Origin of the sequence: Anoxynatronum sibiricum (assembly GCF_039414295.1) — a bacterium.
GTDB classification, from domain to species: Bacteria; Bacillota; Clostridia; order Peptostreptococcales; family Tindalliaceae; genus Anoxynatronum; species Anoxynatronum sibiricum.
The window spans coordinates 19,132-40,622 of the sequence record NZ_JBCITM010000010.1 but is presented as its reverse complement, the minus strand read 5'-3'; the positions used below and the strand labels follow the sequence as shown (position 1 = coordinate 40,622).

16 protein-coding genes are annotated in these 21,491 nt (G+C 51.2%); 15 read left to right on the top strand and 1 reads right to left on the bottom strand.

What is annotated here, in order from left to right; genetic code table 11:
* Nucleotides 1–89: 89 nt before the first annotated feature.
* Nucleotides 90–2,294, bottom strand: a complete 2,205-nt coding sequence (locus AAIG11_RS10720) for a diguanylate cyclase domain-containing protein (RefSeq protein ID WP_343186249.1) — start codon at nt 2,292–2,294, stop codon at nt 90–92.
* 265 nt (nt 2,295–2,559) lie between these two features.
* Here AAIG11_RS10720 and AAIG11_RS10715 point away from each other — a divergent pair, with 265 nt between their 5' ends.
* The 15 genes from AAIG11_RS10715 (at nt 2,560) to AAIG11_RS10645 (ending at nt 21,473) form a co-directional block, all read left to right on the top strand.
* On the top strand, nt 2,560–3,804 hold the full coding sequence (locus AAIG11_RS10715; RefSeq protein ID WP_343186248.1) for an EAL domain-containing protein: 1,245 nt from the start codon (nt 2,560–2,562) through the stop codon (nt 3,802–3,804).
* Between the two features lie 155 nt (nt 3,805–3,959).
* Nucleotides 3,960–4,328: a hypothetical protein gene (locus AAIG11_RS10710; RefSeq protein ID WP_343186247.1), complete on the top strand. Its 369-nt coding sequence runs from the start codon at nt 3,960–3,962 to the stop codon at nt 4,326–4,328.
* Nucleotides 4,329–4,381: 53 nt separating this feature from the next.
* Nucleotides 4,382–4,729, top strand: coding sequence for a cupin domain-containing protein (locus AAIG11_RS10705; protein ID WP_343186246.1), 348 nt, complete (start codon nt 4,382–4,384; stop codon nt 4,727–4,729).
* A 30-nt stretch (nt 4,730–4,759) separates the two neighbouring features.
* Nucleotides 4,760–5,962: a THUMP domain-containing class I SAM-dependent RNA methyltransferase gene (locus AAIG11_RS10700; RefSeq protein ID WP_343186317.1), complete on the top strand. Its 1,203-nt coding sequence runs from the start codon at nt 4,760–4,762 to the stop codon at nt 5,960–5,962.
* A gap of 31 nt (nt 5,963–5,993) precedes the next feature.
* Nucleotides 5,994–7,418 carry a sigma-54 interaction domain-containing protein gene (locus tag AAIG11_RS10695; RefSeq protein ID WP_343186245.1) on the top strand — a complete coding sequence of 475 codons (1,425 nt, stop codon included), beginning with the start codon at nt 5,994–5,996 and terminating at the stop codon, nt 7,416–7,418.
* A gap of 394 nt (nt 7,419–7,812) precedes the next feature.
* Entirely contained in the window at nt 7,813–8,856 is a 1,044-nt protein-coding gene (gene kdd, locus AAIG11_RS10690) for an L-erythro-3,5-diaminohexanoate dehydrogenase (protein ID WP_343186244.1), read from the top strand.
* 139 nt (nt 8,857–8,995) lie between these two features.
* Nucleotides 8,996–10,246, top strand: coding sequence for a lysine 2,3-aminomutase (kamA, locus tag AAIG11_RS10685; RefSeq protein ID WP_343186243.1), 1,251 nt, complete (start codon nt 8,996–8,998; stop codon nt 10,244–10,246).
* Nucleotides 10,243–11,310, top strand: a complete 1,068-nt coding sequence (gene kamB, locus AAIG11_RS10680; protein ID WP_343186242.1) for a lysine 5,6-aminomutase reactivase subunit KamB — start codon at nt 10,243–10,245, stop codon at nt 11,308–11,310. Before kamA ends, kamB begins: the two co-directional genes overlap by 4 nt.
* A complete protein-coding gene (kamC, locus tag AAIG11_RS10675) occupies nt 11,307–12,980 on the top strand; it encodes a lysine 5,6-aminomutase reactivase ATPase KamC (RefSeq protein WP_343186241.1) in 1,674 nt (557 codons plus the stop codon). Before kamB ends, kamC begins: the two co-directional genes overlap by 4 nt.
* Nucleotides 12,977–14,533 carry a lysine 5,6-aminomutase subunit alpha gene (gene kamD / locus AAIG11_RS10670; protein ID WP_343186240.1) on the top strand — a complete coding sequence of 519 codons (1,557 nt, stop codon included), beginning with the start codon at nt 12,977–12,979 and terminating at the stop codon, nt 14,531–14,533. The genes kamC and kamD overlap by 4 nt, the downstream gene beginning before the upstream one ends.
* Complete coding sequence (gene kamE / locus AAIG11_RS10665) at nt 14,533–15,288, top strand: lysine 5,6-aminomutase subunit beta (RefSeq protein ID WP_343186239.1); 756 nt, start codon at nt 14,533–14,535, stop codon at nt 15,286–15,288. The genes kamD and kamE overlap by 1 nt, the downstream gene beginning before the upstream one ends.
* A 159-nt stretch (nt 15,289–15,447) precedes the next feature.
* Nucleotides 15,448–16,842, top strand: a complete 1,395-nt coding sequence (gene tilS / locus AAIG11_RS10660) for a tRNA lysidine(34) synthetase TilS (RefSeq protein ID WP_343186238.1) — start codon at nt 15,448–15,450, stop codon at nt 16,840–16,842.
* Between the two features lie 131 nt (nt 16,843–16,973).
* Complete coding sequence (ftsH, locus tag AAIG11_RS10655) at nt 16,974–19,004, top strand: ATP-dependent zinc metalloprotease FtsH (RefSeq protein ID WP_343186316.1); 2,031 nt, start codon at nt 16,974–16,976, stop codon at nt 19,002–19,004.
* Between the two features lie 357 nt (nt 19,005–19,361).
* Nucleotides 19,362–21,038, top strand: coding sequence for an acyl-CoA mutase large subunit family protein (locus tag AAIG11_RS10650; RefSeq protein WP_343186237.1), 1,677 nt, complete (start codon nt 19,362–19,364; stop codon nt 21,036–21,038).
* A 30-nt stretch (nt 21,039–21,068) separates the two neighbouring features.
* Entirely contained in the window at nt 21,069–21,473 is a 405-nt protein-coding gene (locus AAIG11_RS10645) for a cobalamin B12-binding domain-containing protein (RefSeq protein WP_343186236.1), read from the top strand.
* Nucleotides 21,474–21,491 lie beyond the last annotated feature (18 nt).

The following is a 21,491-nucleotide window of genomic DNA, read 5'->3' as shown; positions in this document are numbered from 1 at the left end:
GATGCTGTCAACTTTACCAATCTTGTCAATAGAGTCATCCTTGATGATGCTGTCAATCTTATCAACCCTGCCGATCATGACAAGGTGGTCTATATTGCAGCGGCGTCCTCTTCAATGAACTGGAGCACACGGGCTTTGATCTGATCCCGAATGAGCCTTACCTGGGTCAGTTGATCTTCATGAGTTCCTTCCACAGCCCCTGGATCCGGAAAGCTCCAGTTTTGCCGCATCACCTTTCCGGGAAAGATGGGGCATTTTTCAGAATTGTGGACATCACACACAGTGATGACATGGGTATACAGACGGCCTTCGTTATAAAAATCAAAGACGCTGTTGGTGCTGTTGCCGGAAAGATCGAAATCAATTTCCTTCATCACTTCCACCACCAGGGGATTTAAAGTGCCAGGCTCCAGTCCGGCACTTTCCACTTGATAGGCATCTTTGCCGTAATGCTTCAAAAATGCTTCGGCCATCTGGCTGCGGGCAGCATTGTGCACGCACATAAAAAGAACTTTTCGTTGACGCATTGATTCATCTCCTCCATTCATGGCGGCATCCACCTGCCGCCAGTCTTTTTGTGTCAGTGATAGGAAAGAACTGCCGGTTGTTTCCTTGCATCGCTTTTTCCCAAGAGCGGCTGCCAGGGTAAGCCGGTCAATACTATCAAAATGTCCGTATTCATTGGTAACTGCGGCAATTGAAAGAGACACCAGTGGAAAGGTCTCTTTTTCGTGTCGCCGGTTTTGAGCCACCACGAAGCCCCGGGCCAGATCACCGGCATTGTAATACTGGCGAATGGTTGCATCAAACTCTTGGATCACCTGTTGGCAAAGGCACTCATAGTGATGATGGGGGAGGATGATGACAAAATCATCACCGCCAATGTGGCCCAGAAAGGCATGGGGTTCATTGAGTAACAACAGGTTCTTCTGAAGGATACTGCCAAGCGAACGGAGCACCCGGTCTCCTTTTTCGAAGCCATAGGTGTCGTTATAAGCTTTGAAATGGTCAACATCCACGTAAAGGAGCGTGCAGGTATTTAAATGCAGGGCCTGTTCCAATTGGCGGGCGATGAGTTCATTGCCGGGGAGGCCTGTAAGGGGGTTGGTATATTTGGCAATGCTCACGTTCATCTCGGAGATGCGAATCAGCAGTTCCCGAATACTCACCACCCCATGATAACGATCTTCCTTCTGAACAATGACATAGTCGTATAAATGATCCTGGCTGCGGCGCATGGCCAGTTCTCCCACTTCATCAATGGGAGTCTGGTCATGAACCACCAGTGGATTGGTGACCATGATCAAACCAATGGGACGATTCATAAAGATTTCATAACCGTACTGGCGGCTAAGGTTTCGATAGAACTGCTCCCGCATGATGAGTCCTGCGGCCCAGCCTTCATCAGACAAAACCACCAACCCTTCAGTCAATGGATTGACGGCAAACAGTTCCTTTACTTCGGCACCAGTGCTTTTCAGCGAAACCGCGGGCACTTTGCCGGCAATGCTTCCCACCTGAACCGTCGCCGGCGGCGCAGGTCTGGTGGAAAAAGAGGACGAATGGAAGTTTACCTGCTCTGGCAGATGAACGGTCGCCGGTGGCGGTTTCAAATCGGTGATGCCATCAAGGGGAGGAGAAAAGTAGCCCCCCATGCAATAAGGAACTTCAAAATGGATGGCTCTCTCAAGAAAGGCTGCATCTGCCACCTGACCAAGAAGAAGAGGGGCGCCTGTCCATTTGGAAAATGCCTGGTAAAATGAATGATGGGGCATGGATTTGTCAGAAGGACACCATTTCAGCAGACAATGGCTGGCTTTCATTTCTCCTGAATGCTTCAACCATTCATTTAAGAGAGGCATTGAGACTGAGGCGTCCACCTGAATGGTCAAAAAAAGGACGTTGACCTGACGGTGGTTGGTAATAAGGGGCTGAATGTACTCCATAAAACGCAGATCATTAAGAAACAACCCGGAAAAGTTAATATAGACTGGGAGTCCCAACGCATGTGTTTCACTGAGATGAGCGACAAAAAGAACCTCTGTCAGGAACTGAATGCGGCGTTGCAGATGAAGAAGCTCATCTGATGTGAAAGTGGCTTCTCCCATGAAATCTTCCAGTAATGAATCAAACCGCCGGCTGAAAGAGGAACGCAACTCATAACCACACATATTGAAATAAGTGGTGCTGAAAATCGGTTCGAAAAAAGTTTGAGGTGGAAGTATTTCATGGAGCTCTTTGAGAGTCTGACCGGTTTCCTGAATCACCTGGTCATAGAGACGTCGGGAAATCATGCTGTCAAGAACTCCTTTCCCGCACCCTGAGTTCAAGGAATTACACAGGTGCCTGAGGTGATGACGAAATGGAACGTACTGAAAGCGTAACAGAGTCACATCAAGAATGTGTCAATGGATGGTAAATATTCTGTTAAGCTTCCGGTTTTCCAAAAATTCACGGGAAGTTAACAAAATACTAACAAAGAGAAGCTCTGCTCGTGATAGAATAACAACACCATTTATCATTCAAATACATAGGTTTAAGGGGAAGTGGGGAACAATCATGACGGCTGTGACGCAAAACAACCACCAACTGAATCGGGAATTTTTATCCTTGCTGCATCACAAGCAGATCACTACCCACTTTCAGGCCATTGTTTCTCTAAGTGACGGCGAAGTGCTTGGCTATGAAGCCCTCAGCCGCGGACCTGAAAAAAGTTGGTTTTACAGACCCGACCGGCTTTTTGACCACGCCCGCAGGCTCAACCGGGTGTGGGAGTTGGATCTTTTGTGCCGAAGCTGTGCCATTCAGAATGCCAGAGACACCATCGGAAAGCATAAACTATTCATCAATGTTGATCCAGACAGCATCCTGGATCCAAAATTTCGAAAGGGATTCACCCGGGAGCAACTTAAAAGTGTGGAACTGGACGCAGCCACCATCATCATTGAACTGACAGAAAAAACGGCAGTGACCGATTACCGTCATTTCAACAGGTTGTTGCGCAATTATCTGGATCAGGGGTACCGTATCGCCATTGATGATGCCGGGAGCGGTTATTCAGGGCTTCGACTCATTGCAGAAACCAGGCCAGACTATCTGAAAATAGACATGGAACTGGTGCGTAATGTGGATAAGGACATGGTGAAACGGGAGTTGCTGCGAAGCGTGCAGCGATTTGCCCAACTGACAGGCATTAAAACCATCGCCGAAGGCATCGAAACCTGGGATGAGGCCAGAGTGCTCATGGATATGGGGGTGCATTATGGGCAGGGGTATTGGATCCAAAAACCGGCTCCGGTGATGGGTTCTCCCGCATCTGAAAAAATTGAGGCCATGAAGTCTCACGGGGAACTGTTGAAGCAGTTGAAGGGTAAATCTGAAGGGCTGACTGCCAGTGAGATCATGCGGCAAGACGCGACCCTGCAGTTAACAGACCGGTGTCGGGCTGCCGGCGACCTGTTTTCAGAAAATGATAACCTTCAGGGAATTGCCTTGCTGCAGCAGAATCGGCCGATGGGTCTGGTGATGCGAAGCAAATACTATTATCAGATGGAAAAAAGCGGCGATGCCCAACGGTTTCAGGAGCTTCCCCTGGGAGAGGTGGCAGATCTTCAGCCGCTGATGGCAGGGAGTAACACACCTCTTCTGGATTTGTGCCGCATGGCCATGAGTCGGCGTGAACATCAGCTGTATGATTACCTGGTGATTCATGAAGACCAGCACTATTGCGGGGTTATTCCAGTGGCACTGCTGCTGGATACGCTGGCACGCCGTCACGAGGAAAATCCGTTTTCGGCGACATAACTGCCGGCAGCTTTCGCATCAGAGCTGGTTTGCAGCCACCAGACTTGCCTGTACCACTGCCGGTACAGGTTTTTTTGAGTCTTTGAACCATTGTAGAAACTCTGTTATAATGAGAAGAAACGCTGATGAAAATACGCCGAAGAAGGGGTATGGGTATGGGCAAAAAACAAGGAAAACAAACAGACACCCGGCAAATGAGCCTCGCAGGACTGTACGCCAGGGGCAAGAAACGCTATCTGCTGGTGAATGGTGTGATTAGCTGGGGATTGTCCACGGGGATTATTTTTTTGACCCTTTCCAGCCTTTGGAAGAACGGGTTCTCTTTCAGTCACTGGAAACAGACCGTTTTGGGAGCGCCTGCGGTGGGAACATTATTGATTTTCATGGCAGGAGGATTGCTTTGGGGGCTCATCACCTGGTCAATGGTTGAGAAACAGATGGCCGCCCTGCAAACGTCAAAAAAGAAACAGCCGCATAAAGGATTAAAAAGCGTCAAGCAAGTAAAAGGAGTTAAAGGGAGTTAAAGGAATTAAAAGAACTAAGTAGACGGTCACCCCGTCATAAGGAGGAAAACAACATGATTGTCGGACATACACAACAACTGGAGAAAAAAACGGTTACCCACCCCGAAGCCAAGAATGCTGCGATGCAGGTGCTCATCTCTCCAAAAGAAGGCTGGCAGGGTCACGTGATGCGGGTTTTTGAAGTGGCACCCGGAGGATTTACTCCCAGACACCAACACCCCTGGCCGCACATTAACTACATCATCCGTGGCAATGCGACGCTGCACCTTAATGGAAGCGATCATCCACTGTCAGCTGGATCCTACGCCTATGTACCGGCAGATGCCCTGCATCAGTTTCGGAATACGGGTGAAGAACCTTTTGAATTTATCTGCATTGTGCCCGAGGAAGGACATCAATAAGTGAAAAAACAGGAAACCAACCAATCCAACATGATACAAAAGGAAGCTGCCGTCAGCCAAAGGGCTGACCAGGGCCATCTGGTGCAGTTGATTGCCACCACTGCCTTTGGGCTGGAAGCCATTGCTGCCAGGGAAATCAAGGCGCTGGGCTACGAGGTGCTTGAAACTGAAAATGGCCGCATCACCTTTCAGGGGCCTGTTGAAGCCATTTGTCGTGCCAACCTGTGGCTGCGTACCGCTGAACGGGTGTTGCTGAAAATCGGCAGTTTCAAGGCAATGTCCTTTGAGGAACTGTTTGAGAAGACGAAGGCACTTCCCTGGAGCCGTTATATTCCCGAAAAAGGCATTTTCCCGGTTTCAGGAAAATCCATCAAATCTAAATTGTACAGCGTGCCGGACTGTCAGGCCATTGTTAAAAAAGCGGTGGTGGAGAGTTTGAAAGGTACCTATGGTACCTCCTGGTTTCAGGAAAATGAAGGGCACTATGCCATCGAAGTGGCACTGCTGAAAGACCAGGTGACCCTCACCCTGGACACCAGCGGCAGCGGTCTGCACCGCCGTGGGTACCGGGAAAGTTACCATCAGGCACCTTTGAAAGAAACCCTGGCGGCAGCCTTGGTCATGCTCAGTTACTGGAATCCTGACAGGGTGTTGGTGGACCCCTTCTGTGGATCCGGCACGATTCCCATCGAAGCGGCACTCATCGGAAAGAACATCGCTCCGGGGATGAACCGTGATTTTGCTGCCCAAGAATGGCCCTGGATCGATGCTGCTCTGTGGCGGCAGGCCAGAAAAGAAACTCATGAAATGGCGCAGTTTCAGCGGCCTCTTCAAATTCAGGGCTACGATATCGACGAAAAAGCCATTCGTATGGCACGGCAGTATGGCGAACAGGCCCTTGACAGCCAGGAGATTCACTTTGAGCGCAGGGCAGTGGAAGATCTGGGATCCCGTTATCATTATGGCTGCCTCATCACCAATCCCCCTTACGGGGAAAGGATGGGAGAAGTGGAAGCTCTGGGCCAGCTCTACGAGACCATGGCCCAACGCTTTTTCAAACTCGATACATGGTCCGTTTATGTGTTGACAGCATACCCTGATCTGGAACGGATTTTTGGTAAAAAAGCAGACCGGCGACGAAAACTCTATAATGGCCGCATTATGTGCCAGTATTATCAATATCAGGGCCCGCGACCTCCGCGAAGAGATGGAGAGACGAGTGCCGAAGATTAGGCGCTATGCCGAAAAATAGGCGGTGATAAGATTGGATCCCTTTAAAAACCGGCAAAATATGGAAACCCTTCTGCAACTGTTGAACGAAGGGATTCAGATGGTGGACGCCCAAGGGGTCATTGTGTACTGCAATGAAGCGGCAGCCACTTTGGACAGCCTTCATAAAGAGCAGGTGGTGGGCCATCATATTCTGGAGATCTACCCTTCTTTAACAGCAGAATCAAGTACATTACTGCAGGTGCTGAAAGTCGGTGAACCCATTTGTGATTATCAGCAGACCTTTCTGAATTACCAGGGGAGCAAGATCACCACCATTAACACCACCATTCCCATTCTGGAGCAGGGAGTCATTGTTGGTGCCTTGGAAATCTCCAGGGATATCACCCGGGTGCGGGAGCTGTCAGAGCAGCTGGTGGACCTGCAAAAGAAAATGTACGGCACTCAGCGCCAATCAGCCCGCCAATCCACCCGACAATCAAAGGGAACGGCAAAATACACCTTTGACCATGTGGTGGGACAGAGCGCGGTGCTGGCCCGGTTGAAACAGAAGGCTATGAAAGCGGCCATGACCCAGTCTTCGGTCATTGTTTACGGCAGCACAGGAACGGGAAAGGAACTGATCGTGCAGGCGATTCATAATGCCAGCCAGCGGCGGGAGAATCCCTTTGTGGCCCAGAACTGTGCGGCAATTCCAGCCACGTTGCTGGAGAGCATTCTTTTTGGAACGGTAAAGGGAAGTTTCACCGGAGCCGATCACCGGCCTGGTCTTTTTGAACTGGCAAACAAAGGCACTCTTTTTTTGGATGAAATCAACTCCATGCCTATGGAGCTGCAGGCAAAGCTGCTCCGGGTACTGGAAGAAAAATCCATCAGACGGGTGGGAGATATCCGCACACGGGATGTGGATGTCCGCATCATCGCGGCGATGAATGTAGATCCTTTTGAGGCGGTTCAGAGCAAAATGCTGCGGGAAGATCTGTTCTACCGGCTGAATGTGGTATCCTTGCGGCTGCCTGATCTGAAAGAACGTCAGGAAGACTTTCCCCGGCTGCTGGAGCACTTTATTGAGAAGTTCAATGAACGTCTGGGAAAGCATGTGCGGGGAATCACTCCCGAAGCCTATCGAATGCTGGAGCAGCACGACTGGCCTGGTAATGTCAGAGAGTTGGAGAACATTATTGAAGGGACGCTGAATGTCATGGAAGGTGATGCCATTGAGGCAGACGATCTGCCGCCCTATCTCCAGCGACGGCGCCCCCAGGCCAGCAAGGCGGCAGGTGTGGTGATGGTGGAGGGAGAAACGCTGAAGGGAGCCATGAACCGGCTGGAAAAGCAGTTTATTCTGACAACCTACCATCAAACTGGTGAAAATATCACCCGAACCGCGCGGCTGTTGGGACTTCCTCGCCAAACCCTGCAATACCGCCTGGGAAAGCTGGGCATCAAAACACCGTAAACGCCGGCCAACGCCTGTCTCTGAGACAGCGGTGGCCGGTTTTTTGGTGGGATCATTCCTTGTCATTTTGCGTGGCTGGTTCAGAGCTGAGTGCCGAATAATCGGCGGCTGATGACGTGAGTAGGCAATAAACTCCGGATTTGCTGACGGGAAGCCAGTCGAAATAGGCTGAAAATCGCATGGTTGAATGATTTGAGAGAATAATAGATATGATGAATCGGTTTGGCATGATGATTGCATATCCATAAGAGAAGAAGATCATCCAAAGCGAGAAAAGATTTGGTATGATCAGGATCATTGTGAGGGAGGGTGAGTGCCACTGGCGCATCACCTGACTGGTGGTTAAGATGGCGGCACATGGTGCAGCCTTAAAATCAAGAGGAGGGTTAAAAAAATGACAAAAGGAATCGGATGTCCCTACGGAACTCATCGGGTATTGGAGCCAAAAGGTGTTTTGCCCCAACCGGCACAACGCATCGACAACACCATGGAAATTTATGACAACGAGGTACTTATTAATGTGCAGACATTGAATGTGGATTCTGCCAGCTTCACCCAGATCAAAGAGCAGGCAGGCGGCAACCCTGAAAAAATCAAAGAAATCATGCTGGGAATCGTGGCAGAACGGGGAAAACATCATAACCCTGTCACCGGATCAGGGGGCATGCTCATTGGAACCGTTGAGGCTATCGGCCCCGCCCTCGAAGGGAAAACAGACCTGAAAGTGGGCGACAAGCTGGCCACTTTGGTGTCCCTGTCGCTGACACCCCTGGTGATTGATGATATTGTAGCCATCCGCAAAGAAATCGACCAGGTGGATATCAAAGGAAAAGCCATTCTCTTTGAAAGCGGCATTTATGCAGTGATTCCCAGTGATATGCCGGAAAACCTGGCTCTTTCAGTGCTGGATGTGGCGGGTGCGCCTGCACAGACAGCCAAGCTGGTGAAGCCGGGAGATACAGTGGTGGTCATCGGCGGCAACGGCAAGTCAGGTATGCTGTGTCTCTATGAAGCTAAGAAGCGGGCCGGCGTCACCGGCAAGGTCATTTGCGTGGGACGACGGGCAGAAGCACTGGAAGAAATCAAGCCTCTGGGGCTGGCCGACGAATATGTACTGGCTGATTCCACCGATGCAGTAGGACTCATGGAGGCAGTTAAAAAAGTGACCAATGGCGAAATGGCCGACGTGGTGATTAACTGCGTGAACATCCCCAACACTGAAATGGGCAGCATTCTGGCGGCTAAAGATACCGGGCTGATTTACTTCTTCAGCATGGCCACCAGCTTCACTAAAGCTGCACTGGGTGCAGAGGGTGTGGGACGTGACACCACCATGATCATTGGTAACGGATACACCAAAGGCCATGCGGCCATTGCACTTCAGATCATGCGGGAAAGTGATGTATTGCGCAAGCGTTTTGAAGCCCTTTATGCATAAACCGCGGATCACAGGCCGGTTGAAAGACCTGTGGAAAAAATCGCCCTTTTGGCGATTTTTTCCACGCCAAATGAAACAGGCATGATGGCAAGCCATTGATGCCAATCAAGAAAGTGAAAAGTGAACGGAGGAGAAGAAAATGCGTTCCTATCAGGAAATTGAGCTCTGGAAGGATGTCACCGACGATCAGTGGAACAGCTGGGAGTGGCAGGTAAAGAATCGCATTACACAGGTGGAAGACCTGAAAAAAGTCATCAACCTGACACCCGAGGAAGAAAATGGAATCGAAAAAGCACTGGAAACCCTGCGCATGGGCATTACCCCTTACTATGCAGCGCTGATGGATCCCAATGATCCCCGCTGTCCGGTGCGCATGCAGGCGGTCCCCACCATGCGTGAACTCCATAAAAGTGACTCTGACATGGATGATCCGCTTCATGAAGACGTGGACAGCCCGGTTCCCGGACTGACCCACCGCTACCCTGACCGGGTGTTGCTGCTCATCACCGATATGTGCGCCATGTACTGCCGTCATTGCACCCGTCGGCGCTTTGCAGGCCAAAAGGATACGGGTATGCCGGTGGACCGTATTGATGCAGCCATTGAATATATTAAAAACACCCCCCAGGTGCGTGACGTGCTGTTATCCGGCGGCGACTGCCTGCTGGTCTCCGACTCCCGCCTGGAATATATCATAGCCAAACTCCGGGAAATTCCCCATGTGGAAATTGTCCGTCTTGGAAGCCGCACACCGGTGGTGATGCCCCAGCGCATTACCGATGATCTGGTGAACATGCTGAAAAAATACCACCCCATCTGGCTGAATACGCATTTCAATCATCCCAAAGAACTGACGCCGGAAGCCAAAGAAGCGCTGGCACGCCTTGCTAATGCAGGCATTCCTCTGGGTAACCAATCGGTGCTGATGCGGGGAGTGAACGACTGTATCCACGTGATGAAAGAACTGGTACATGGCCTGGTGAAAGAACGGGTACGGCCTTACTACATTTATCAGTGCGATCTTTCCATGGGTATTGAGCATTTCCGAACCACCGTGGCAAAGGGCATTGAAATCATCGAAGGTCTTCGGGGACACACCTCTGGGTATGCGGTTCCCAACTTTGTGGTGGATGCCCCCGGTGGCGGCGGTAAAATTCCCGTGGGGCCCCAGTACATGATTTCACAGGGTGCCGGTAAAGTGGTGCTGCGAAACTATGAAGGGGTGATCACCACCTACTCTGAGCCCACTGACTATGTCAGTGATCCCGCCTGCGATGTATGCAACGGTGAAAGAAACAAAGAAGTTGGCGGTGTGGCCGGACTGATTTTGGGAGAAAAAATTGCACTGGAACCTTCAGACCTGGAACGACACCGTCGCAGTCACCAATGAATCTGTGGTCGCTGATTCCCGATGAACTGAAAACGGTGGCAGTCATTGGAATGGCAAAGAATGCTGGAAAAACCGTGGTGTTGAACCGTCTGATTGCCGAAGCCGCTCAGGAAAACCGGCTGCTGGGATTGACCTCCATTGGCCGGGACGGTGAGCTGGAAGACCTGGTAACAGGCACAGAAAAACCGGGAATACTGGTGGAGCCGGGAACGCTGCTGGCCACCACTGATCTGTGCCTCAGGCGCAGTGATGCCCGGGTGGAAATACTGGAGACCACCCGGGAAAAGACACCAGTGGGTCAGGTGGTGCTGGTGCGGGTCAGGCAGCGGGGCTGGGTGGAACTGGCGGGGCCTGATACCAACAGGGGTATCCAACGGGTTTGTCGGCAAATGCTGCGGCATGGTGCCCGACAGGTGCTGGTGGATGGAGCGCTGAATCGCAAAACCAGCGCTTCGCCCGCCATTGCTGACGGCGGTATTCTGGCTACTGGTGCTGTATTGTCACGGGATTTGCGGGAGGCAGTGGCAGAAACGGCTCATCAGGTACAAGTGCTGGAAACACCCCTCTGGCAGCCGCAAGTACCCCCTGTGTCTCTTACCCAGGCCCGGATGGCAGGCATGGAAGCTTTACTGCCTGAAGAAAGCGGCGTGGGGCTGGTGGATGCCGATGGCACCATTGAAGCCCTGCCTTTCGCCTCGGCGCTAAGTCAGGGGAAAGAAATCGGCCGCCTGATGAAGCCCGGTCACCAGGGCGTACTCATCAGGGGCAGTCTTACCAACCGTACCGTCAGAGATCTGGTGGATACCACCCCGTTATACCGCGACATGCCCCTGGTGCTTGAAGACGCCACCCGCCTGTTTATTTCCCGGCAGGAAGGGCGGCTTTGGCAGAAGCAGGGATTACAGTTTCAGGTGCTCCGCCCCATCCGCTTGCTGTTTCTCACTGTGAATCCCTGGTCACCGGGGGGGTGGCGCTTTCGGAGCGCTGATTTTTGCCGGCAGATGCGAGAAGCAGTTCAGACAGTGCCGGTGGTCAATGTGATGGGAAGGGAGGGCCTGGCATGACATTCTTTTTGAATGACAGCATTCCGGAAACAATAGGGCTGACAGAAACCCTGGCCCGCCTGCCATTGGAAACAGAATATGGTCGGTTGGCAAAAGAAGCCCTGAGCCCTTTTTCCCGTGAAGAAGCACTTCAACTGGAGGAGTCGTGGCGTGAAATTGGTCTTTACCTGGAAGCAGACATGGCAAACCCTGATCTGTTGAAAAGCCTGCGGCAACACCTTCATGGCCTGCCCAACCTGCGCAAATCGCTGTTGCTGGCGGCCCGGGGAGATCGGCTGACAGACATTGAACTGTTTGAGATCAAAAAGCAGGCTTTTGCTACGGAGCGAATCAGAAAAGTGCTTCAGCATAACCGGAAGCTGTTGGTTCCGTCGGTTGAACTGGCTCCGGTTCATTGGCTCATTGATCTGCTGGATCCCGAGGGGACGGGCATTGAAACATTCTACGTGTATGACTGCTATGATGATGAACTGAAACACATTCGCCAGGAAAAAAACAGGCTGGAGGAAAGCCTGCGTCGACAGACAAAGCTTCGGGAGCAGCAGGCTGTGGAAGTAACGGGCATGCGACCCCTTTGGAATGGTGAATTTCTCATTTCAGCAACCCATATAGAAGGCATTGATTGTCTTGAGTCCCTGGGAACGTACGAAAAGACCGGCGAAACGGGCGGCGAATGGATTTATCGGCAGCGCAGACTACCGGAAGCAGAGCAAACAGAAGCGCTGTTAATGATGGAAGATGAAGCTGAAAATCGGGTGCGCCAGCGTCTCAGTGAAAGTATTGGGGAAGCACAGGAGCTGCTGATGGCCAATACATTTGCTCTGGCACAGATGGACCTGCTGCTGGGCAAGGTGGTACTGGCCCGGCGGTATCGGTCCTGTTGCCCCGTGCTGACAGACGAAGCCGCCATTTGCATCACGGGAGGAAGACACCCGGTTCTGGAAGAAGCCCTGCGCCGACAGCGCCGGCAGCCCACTGCGGTGGATATTGAGATGAACCGGGGGGTGACGGTGATTACCGGAGCCAATATGGGCGGTAAAACCATGACACTGAAGATGGCGGCCCTCCTGACCACCCTGGCCCAGATGGGGTTTTGGGTGCCGGCGGATCACTTCGCCTTTCAGCCGGTGGACTGGCTTTATTTTTCAACAGGCGACCAGCAGTCTCAGTCCATGGGACTGTCCACCTTCGGAGCAGAAATATATGCTCTGAAAGAAGTGCTGGAGCGCACGCATGAATCAGGACTGTTGCTGCTGGATGAGCTGGCCAGCGGCACCAATCCTTTGGAAGGGACCTGTATTTCCAGGGCGATTGTGGCACATTTAAGTCAAAGCAAAGCCATTTCAGTCGTCACCACCCATTATGACGGTGTCGGCGATCTGCCGGGAGTCAGACATCTGCAAGTGCTGGGACTTAATCGGGCAACCCTCCAAAAGCTGAAGCACCAGGTACAGGAAACGGGATGGTCTTCAGGCCTTTTTGAAGCTGCCATGGACTACCGCCTGCAACCCAGAGAACCTGGCGTGCCAGTGCCCAAAGATGCCATTGCAGTGGCGTCGTTGATGGGTTTGCAGCCGGACATTCTGGAGGCAGCCCAACGGTGGCTGTGCCTTCATCGGGAAGCAACAGTGGAAAACCCCGTTAACGGGGAGAGGGAGGAAAGCGAATGAAAAGTAAATTGAACCTTGATCCGGCACTCATTCAGCAAGCCAGAGCATCGGCAGAGGCCATTGCACAGGAAGTGCAGGGATTCATTGACGATCATACCACGGTTACCGTGGAGCGAACCATCGCCCGATTAATGGGCATTGACGGGATTGATGAAGTGGATCAACCTCTGCCGAATGTGGTGGTGAACCACATTCGTGAAGGGGGAGGTCTGGAAACAGGTGTGGCCTACTGGCTGGGGAATGCCATGGTGGCCACCGGCAAAAGCCCCCAGGAAATTGCTGAAGGGGTGAGTGATGGTTCCCTGAACTTACTGGAAACTCCGGCGCAGAACCGATCGGAAGTGGAGGCGGTGGTGGGGCGTGCTGCCGGCGACATGGTCACCAGAATCCGCCGGAACCGGCAGATCCGGGAACAGATGCTGACAGAGTTGGGAGAAGGGCCCAAGCCATACCTGTATCTGATTGTGGCCTCTGGCAACATCTATGAAGATGTGGTGCAGGCCCAGGCGGCGGTGCGGCAGGGTGCCGATATCATTGCCGTAATTCGCAGCACTGCCCAGAGTCTGCTGGACTATGTGCCTTATGGGCCTACCACAGAAGGGTTTGGAGGCACTTATGCTACTCAGGAAAATTTCAGGATTATGCGAAAAGCTTTGGATGAGACAGGTGAACAGGTGGGTCGCTACATTCGGTTGTGTAATTACTGCAGCGGCCTGTGCATGCCTGAAATTGCCGCCATGGGAGCCATTGAACGGCTGGATGTGATGTTGAATGATGCCCTTTACGGTATTTTGTTCCGGGACATCAATATGCAGCGAACCCTGGTGGATCAATTTTTCTCAAGGGTGATTAACGGTTTTGCAGGGATCATCATCAACACTGGAGAAGATAACTATCTGACTACAGCTGATGCGGTGGAGGAAGCCCATACCGTGGTGGCTTCCCAGTTCATCAATGAACAGTTTGCCTTGAAAGCAGGGCTTCCGGAAGAGCAAATGGCCCTGGGTCACGCCTTCGAAATGGATCCGGATATCCCCAACGGTTTTCTTCTTGAGCTGGCTCAGGCACAAATGGCCCGGGAGATCTTTCCCAAAGCTCCACTGAAATACATGCCCCCCACCAAATTCATGACGGGAAACATTTTCAAGGGACATATTCAGGATGCCATGTTCAATCTGGCCTCTATTTGGACACATCAAGGAATACAGCTGCTGGGAATGCTGACAGAAGCCAATCATACCCCCCATCTTCATGACCGGGCCCTGGCCATCGAAAATGCCAAGTACATTTTCAACAACTGCCGGGATATCGGTGAAGAAGTGGAATTTAAAGAAGGCGGCATGATTCAGCGAAGGGCACAACACGTACTGGCAGATGCGGTGGCGCTCTTAGCGCAAATCGAATCGGACGGACTTTATAAAACGATTGAAGAAGGAAAATTTGGCGGCGTTAAACGATCCCGCACCGGCGGTAAAGGGTTGAAGGGCGTTTTCCGAAAAGGTGCCGGATATATGAATCCCTTTATTGCATTGATGCTGGGAGGTGAGCGGTAATGTCGGTACAACAGGTTGATCTTGCAAATGTTAAGCCTTACGGAGATACTCTTGATGACGGGATGGTGCAATTAAGCTTCTCGCTGCCGGTACCCTATGGGGAAGAAGCCCGGGAAGCAGCCCGAAGACTGGTGCTGAAAATGGGGATGGAAGAACCCAATGTGGTGAATGCCATGGATCTGGGCATCGGGTACACTTATTTCATTGTGTATGCCAAATGCCAGCACAGCATCAACTATAATGCCATTAAAGTGCCCAAGGTTGAAGTGGAGCGGATGAGCAAAGAAGAAGTGGAAGAGTTCATTGAACATCAGGTGCGCCGGGATGTGGTGATTTTGGGAGCCTGTACCGGAAGCGATGCCCATACGGTGGGCATTGATGCCATTATGAACATGAAAGGCTTCCATGGACACTATGGTTTGGAGCGGTATAAAGGCGTCCAGGCCTATAATTTGGGAAGTCAGGTTGAAAACGAGGAACTGATCGCCAAAGCCATTGAATTGAAGGCGGATGCATTGTTGGTGTCTCAGGTGGTTACTCAGAAAGATGTCCATATTAAAAACCTGACCCACCTTATCGAACTTTTAGAGGCTGAAAACCTTCGTGACAAGCTGGTGGTGGTGTGTGGTGGCCCCCGCCTATCCCATGAACTGGCTAAGGAACTGGGATATGATGCCGGTTTTGGATCCGGCAGTTACGCTGAAGATGTGGCGGCTTTTGTAGTACACGAAATGGTGGAACGAAAGCTGGTGTAACGCCAGTTGATCCTTTGTATTTTCCGCCCGTTTCCGGTCATCAGACCGGCAGCGGGTTTTTTGTGTTACAATAAAGCAGGACCATCAAAGCTGAATCATCAATCAAAAACCATGATTAATCCACTTCAGTAAATGCAGGTGACATTGGGGGTGTAGGTGGTGACGTCCACCATTGAAAACAAAATACTTCAATCAGCCCTTTTTCAACCGGGAGACCGTATTTTGGTGGGGCTCTCCGGTGGGCCGGATTCAGTCTGTCTGCTTCATGCCCTGGTCATGCTGGGAAAAAAATGGCCGCTTACCCTGTATGCGGCTCACTTGAACCACAACTTAAGGGGAATGGCAGCCAATCGTGACGCTGCCTTCGCCATGCGTTTTGCCCGTCAGATGGGCATTCATTGCGTGGTGAAAAGTGAAGACGTTGGTACCGTGGCCCAGGAAAAACGGTTGTCGGTGGAAACGGCTGCCCGCCTGTGCCGCTATGCATTTCTCAATGACGTGGCAGAGCGCATTGAAGCTGACTGGATTGCAGTGGCACATCATCAGAATGATCAGGCAGAAACCCTGTTGATGAACTTGCTGAGGGGAAGCGGGCTCAAGGGATTGGGAGGCATGGCGCCCTGTAATGGTAAAGTAATCAGGCCGCTGCTGGACGTCAGTCGCGATGAGGTAATGGCCTACTGCACCCATCACCAGCTGGATTTCTGCCAGGATGAAACCAACGAAATGCCCGAGGCAACCCGCAACAAGATTCGGTTGGAACTGCTGCCCCATCTTGCTGCCTTTAATCCTGAAATTGTCAGCAATCTGGGACGAACAGCCACTCTGCTTCGCGAAGATGAAGCTGCCTTGAACCAGCTGGCGGAAGAAGCCATGAATACACAGGCATATCAGGAAGAAAGCGGCTGTCAATACGAGAATGAAGCTTTGACCAGGTTGCCTGATGCCCTGTTGTCCCGGGTACTTCGCAAGACCTGGCAACAGATGACCACCACCACGCATACCCTTACCTATCGCCAGGTAAAACAGGCTGTGGAGATGATTCGAAATCCGGTTCAGGAGAAATGGCTTCACTGGCCGGGTGATGTTTATGTTAAAATCACCTGGAAGAAAACAATCATCATGCCGAAGGCAGAGCAGCCTGAAACAACAACGACACCCATGCCGCCTGTTTTACTGAGGCGAAACGGGGTTACCTGGCTTCCCCGGGGGTGGGGCAGTGTTTTTTCCCGGGAAGTGACTGCCGGTTCAGCACGGGTGAAACAACATGATCCTTACTGTCAGGTGATTGCCGCAGATGACTTGAACCAGGATCTGATGATGCGCTCCCGGCGACCGGGAGATCGCTGGAAACCACTGGGAATGAAGGGATCCAAAACCATTAAAAAGACCTTCGTGGATGCGAAAATCAAGGGGAAAGACCGTGAAAACTGCCTGTTACTGTGCCATGGAGAAACCATTCTGTGGGTGACTGCCTGGGGAATCAGCGAAGTGGCTGCGCTTCGCCCTGAAACCAAGCAGGCGCTGGTGCTGGAATATCGACCGGAGGGATGAACTTCCGCCGAAAAATGGTTGTTTGCACCTGTCAATGGCTAAGATTTCAGGTTGTTTCACGACTTATTCTGTGTTACAATGAGATGATGTTAAGATGAATTTTATCGGAAGGAGGACACGGCTTGAGGAAAATGTTCCGCGGTGCCAGTTTCTATATCATTATTTTCATCGTGTTGTTGATACTGGTACAGCAGTTTGTGCAGCCACCACAGCAAACCATCGAAATTCCCTTCTCGGAGTTCTATGCAGAGCTGCAGGGCGGTACGATAAAAGAGATTACCAACATTGACCGGGCGGTTGAAGGTACCCTGATCAAAAATGGTGAGGAGGTTCCCTTCGAATCATTTGTGCCCGTTGTGTTCAGCGAAGAAGAATTAACAGCCATTTTGATGCCGTTAATGGAAGAACAGCAGTTGCAGGTGAAGGGTGCTCCGCCACCGACAACTCCCTGGTTTATTCAGCTGTTGCCATCGGTGTTCATGATCCTGATTTTTGTCGTGCTGTGGTTTGTTTTCATGCAGCAGTCTCAGGGCGGTGGAAACCGGGTGATGTCCTTTGGAAAGAGCAAGGCAAAGCTTCATAAGGACGATGAAAAAAGCCGGATTACATTCAACGATGTGGCCGGATTGGATGAAGAAAAGGAAGAACTGCAGGAACTGGTGGAATTCCTGAAAAACCCGCGCAAGTTCATTGAACTGGGCGCCCGTATTCCCAAAGGAATTCTCATGGTGGGCCCTCCGGGAACCGGTAAGACCTACCTGACCAAAGCCGTCGCCGGTGAGGCAGGCGTCCCCTTTTACAGCATCAGTGGTTCCGACTTTGTGGAGATGTTTGTCGGGGTGGGAGCTTCGCGTGTGCGGGATCTTTTTGACCAGGCGAAAAAAACAGCTCCCTGCATCATTTTCATTGATGAAATAGATGCAGTCGGCCGCAAGCGTGGTGCCGGACTTGGCGGCGGTCATGATGAGCGGGAACAGACCCTGAACCAGCTGCTGGTTGAAATGGACGGGTTTGGCATTAATGAAGGAGTCATTGTGGTGGCAGCCACCAACCGGGCCGATATCCTTGACCCGGCGCTTCTGAGACCAGGCCGGTTTGACCGCCAGGTAATGGTGGGGCTGCCCGATTTACGGGGACGAGAAGCAATTATGAAGGTACATGCCCGGGGCAAACCCCTGGCAGAAGACGTGGACCTGCAAGTGCTTGCCCGCCGTACACCCGGGTTTTCCCCTGCGGATATTGAGAATCTGATGAACGAAGCAGCACTGCTCACTGCCCGTAAAAATCAAAAGAAAATCATGATGGATACCATTGAAGAAGCGATTACGAAAGTGATTGCCGGCATGGAAAAACGCAGCCGAATCATCAGTGAAAAAGAGCGCAGAATTACGGCTTTCCATGAAGCGGGACATGCACTGGTGGCTTCCATGCTGCCCAACACAGATCCGGTTCACCAGGTGAGTATTATTCCCCGGGGACGTGCCGGAGGGTTTACCATGATCCTGCCCAAGGAAGATAAATATTACGCCACAAAAACCGAAATGCAGGAGCATATTGTACATCTCCTGGGAGGTCGGGTGGCTGAAAAACTGGTGTTGTCAGATATCAGCACCGGTGCACAGAATGATCTTCAGCGAGTCTCGGCAGTTGCCCGGGCCATGGTCACCAAATACGGCATGAGCGAAAAACTTGGTTCCATGACCTTTGGCAGTGATGAAGATGAGGTTTTTCTGGGCCGCGACTTCACATCCAAAAGAAATTACTCAGAAGATGTGGCAAAAGTGATCGATGAAGAAATTCGGCGATTGGTGGATGAAGGCTATCACCAGGCAGAAAAACTGCTGACAGAAAACATGGCACTGCTCCACTCCATTGCCAATGCACTACTGAAGCTGGAAACCCTCAACGCGGACGAATATATCCGTATCTTCAAGGGGAATATCACCATTGAAGAAGAGGATGACATTGATGAAGTACGTCAAAAAATTGCCTCAGTACAACTGGAAGCGCCTCTGGAACATCTGATCCCTGAAACGGAAGAGGCTGAATCAGTCGAAAAGACGGCACAGCCCCTGGAGAAAGAGCTTGAACAGAAAACAGGTGCCACAAAAGGAGAGCCACTTAAGGATGGTTACCAACCAGCCCGGAGCCAGGAAAATTAAAGATTGTGAGTCATAAAACGCGAGAGCCCTATTTTCAGATAGGGCTTCTCGTGTTTTATTCTTTAGTCTGGCGCATGAAAGATTCGCATCAAAACTTTCATAAATATGCAAAAAAGACAGAAGTTTTTCGCTTTGAACAATTCGTATCTTTCCTTCTATATTTTTTGGTTTTATTCCAATAAGTTCCTAAAAAACAAAGATTTTCACGGAAATCAATAGAATAGGTTGCGCCCCCTGTGAAAAAAATGTAGAATAAGACTGGATATTCAACCAGCTTCTGAACAAGGAATAGACAACCGGGTGCAAGAATTGGTGCTGGTCAATGATGGGACAAAATGATTTGAGGGAGGAAACAAGATGGCCGAAAAAGAAAAGCTGGATGCACTGCGCACGAGAAAACAGCAATGGGACGAAAAAACCGCAAAAAGCCTGGAACGATTCCCGGAACGCAAAGAAAAATTTGTGACGGGTTCCAGTGAGCCGGTGGAACGCCTCTACACATCCCTTGATCTTGAAGGTTTTGATGAAAGCGAACAGTTGGGTTTGCCGGGAGAATATCCTTTTACAAGGGGTGTTCAGCCGACCATGTATCGCGGGCGGTTCTGGACCATGCGTCAGTATGCCGGGTTTGCCACCGCAGAAGAATCTAACAAACGCTATAAGTATTTGCTGGAACAGGGGCAAACAGGTCTTTCAGTTGCCTTTGATCTTCCCACCCAGATTGGATATGACTCTGACCATGCCCTTTCTGAAGGAGAAGTGGGAAAAGTCGGTGTGGCCATTGACTCCCTGAAAGACATGGAAATTCTTTTTGACGGCATTCCCCTCGATCAGGTAAGCACCTCCATGACCATCAACGCCCCTGCATCTGTGCTGCTGGCCATGTACATTGCCGTTGCTGAAAAGCAGGGTGTTTCTCCGGGGCAGCTTCGGGGCACCATTCAAAATGACATTCTAAAAGAATACATTGCCCGGGGCACCTACATTTTCCCTGTGGAACCTTCCATGAGACTCATCACCAACATTTTCGAGTACTGTTCCAAAGAAGTGCCCCAATGGAATACCATCAGCATTTCCGGCTACCACATTCGAGAAGCCGGCTCTTCGGCTGTTCAGGAAGTTGCCTTCACGCTGGCCGATGGGATGGCCTATGTGGAAGCTGCCATTGAAGCAGGACTGGAAGTGGACAGCTTTGCGCCCCGCCTCAGCTTCTTCTTCAACGCCCATAACGACTTGCTGGAAGAAGTCGCCAAATTCAGGGCGGCCAGAAGGATTTGGGCGAAGCTGATGAAGGAAAAATATGGTGCCAAGAGTGAAAAATCAATGATGTTGAAGTTCCATACACAAACAGGCGGCTCAACGCTGACAGCGCAACAGCCGGATAACAATATTGTGCGCGTGGCCATTCAAACCCTGGCCGCTGTACTGGGAGGCACCCAGTCGCTGCATACCAATTCCAAGGATGAAGCCCTGGCATTGCCCACAGAGGATTCTGTTCGCATTGCACTGCGTACCCAGCAAATTGTGGCCCATGAGAGTGGTGTGGCCGAAACCGCTGATCCTCTGGCAGGGTCCTACTATGTGGAAGACCTGACCAATCGGATTGAAGCAGGAGCCATGGCCTATATTAACCGGATCACTGAAATGGGCGGTGCACCTGCGGCCATCGAAAAAGGTTATATTCAAAAGGAAATCATGGACAGTGCCTACGAATACCAGAAACAAATTGAAAAAAATGAACGCATCGTTGTCGGTCTCAATAAATTCCAGGTCAAAGAATCGGCACCCAAAGGCTTGTTGAGAGTGGACCCCTCTGTGGGTGAAATGCAAAAGGCCAAGCTGGATCAATTGCGTGCTGAACGCGATAACCAGCAGGTGTCAGATCGCCTGGCAGCTTTAAAGGAAGCCGCTGTGACAGAAGCGAATCTGATGCCCTTCATTCTTGATGCGGTAAAGGCATACGCCACATTGGGCGAAATCTGCGGTACCCTTCGGGAAGTTTTTGGCGAATACCAGCAAAGTGTGGTTTTGTAATCAATAGCCATAGGATGAGGAGGAAGTTGAATGGATAGACCGATTCGTGTACTGGTGGCAAAACCCGGCCTTGACGGCCACGACAGAGGCGCAAAAGTCATTGCCCGTGCTCTGCGGGATGCAGGTATGGAAGTCATTTATACGGGCCTGCGTCTGACGCCTGAGCAAATTGTACAGGCAGCCATCCAGGAAGATGTGGATGTGGTGGCTCTCAGCATTCTTTCCGGAGCCCATGGGCACTTGCTTCCAAAAGTGGTGGACTTACTGAAAAAAGAAGAAGTCTATGATGAAATATTGGTACTTGGCGGCGGCGTGATCCCGGAAGAAGACATTCCCGAACTGAAAGCAAAAGGGATTGCAGAAGTCTTTACACCGGGAACTCCCACGACAGTCACCATTGACTTTATTCGCGAAAACCTGAAACGCAAGCAATAGGAAAGGCAACTGAGTTTT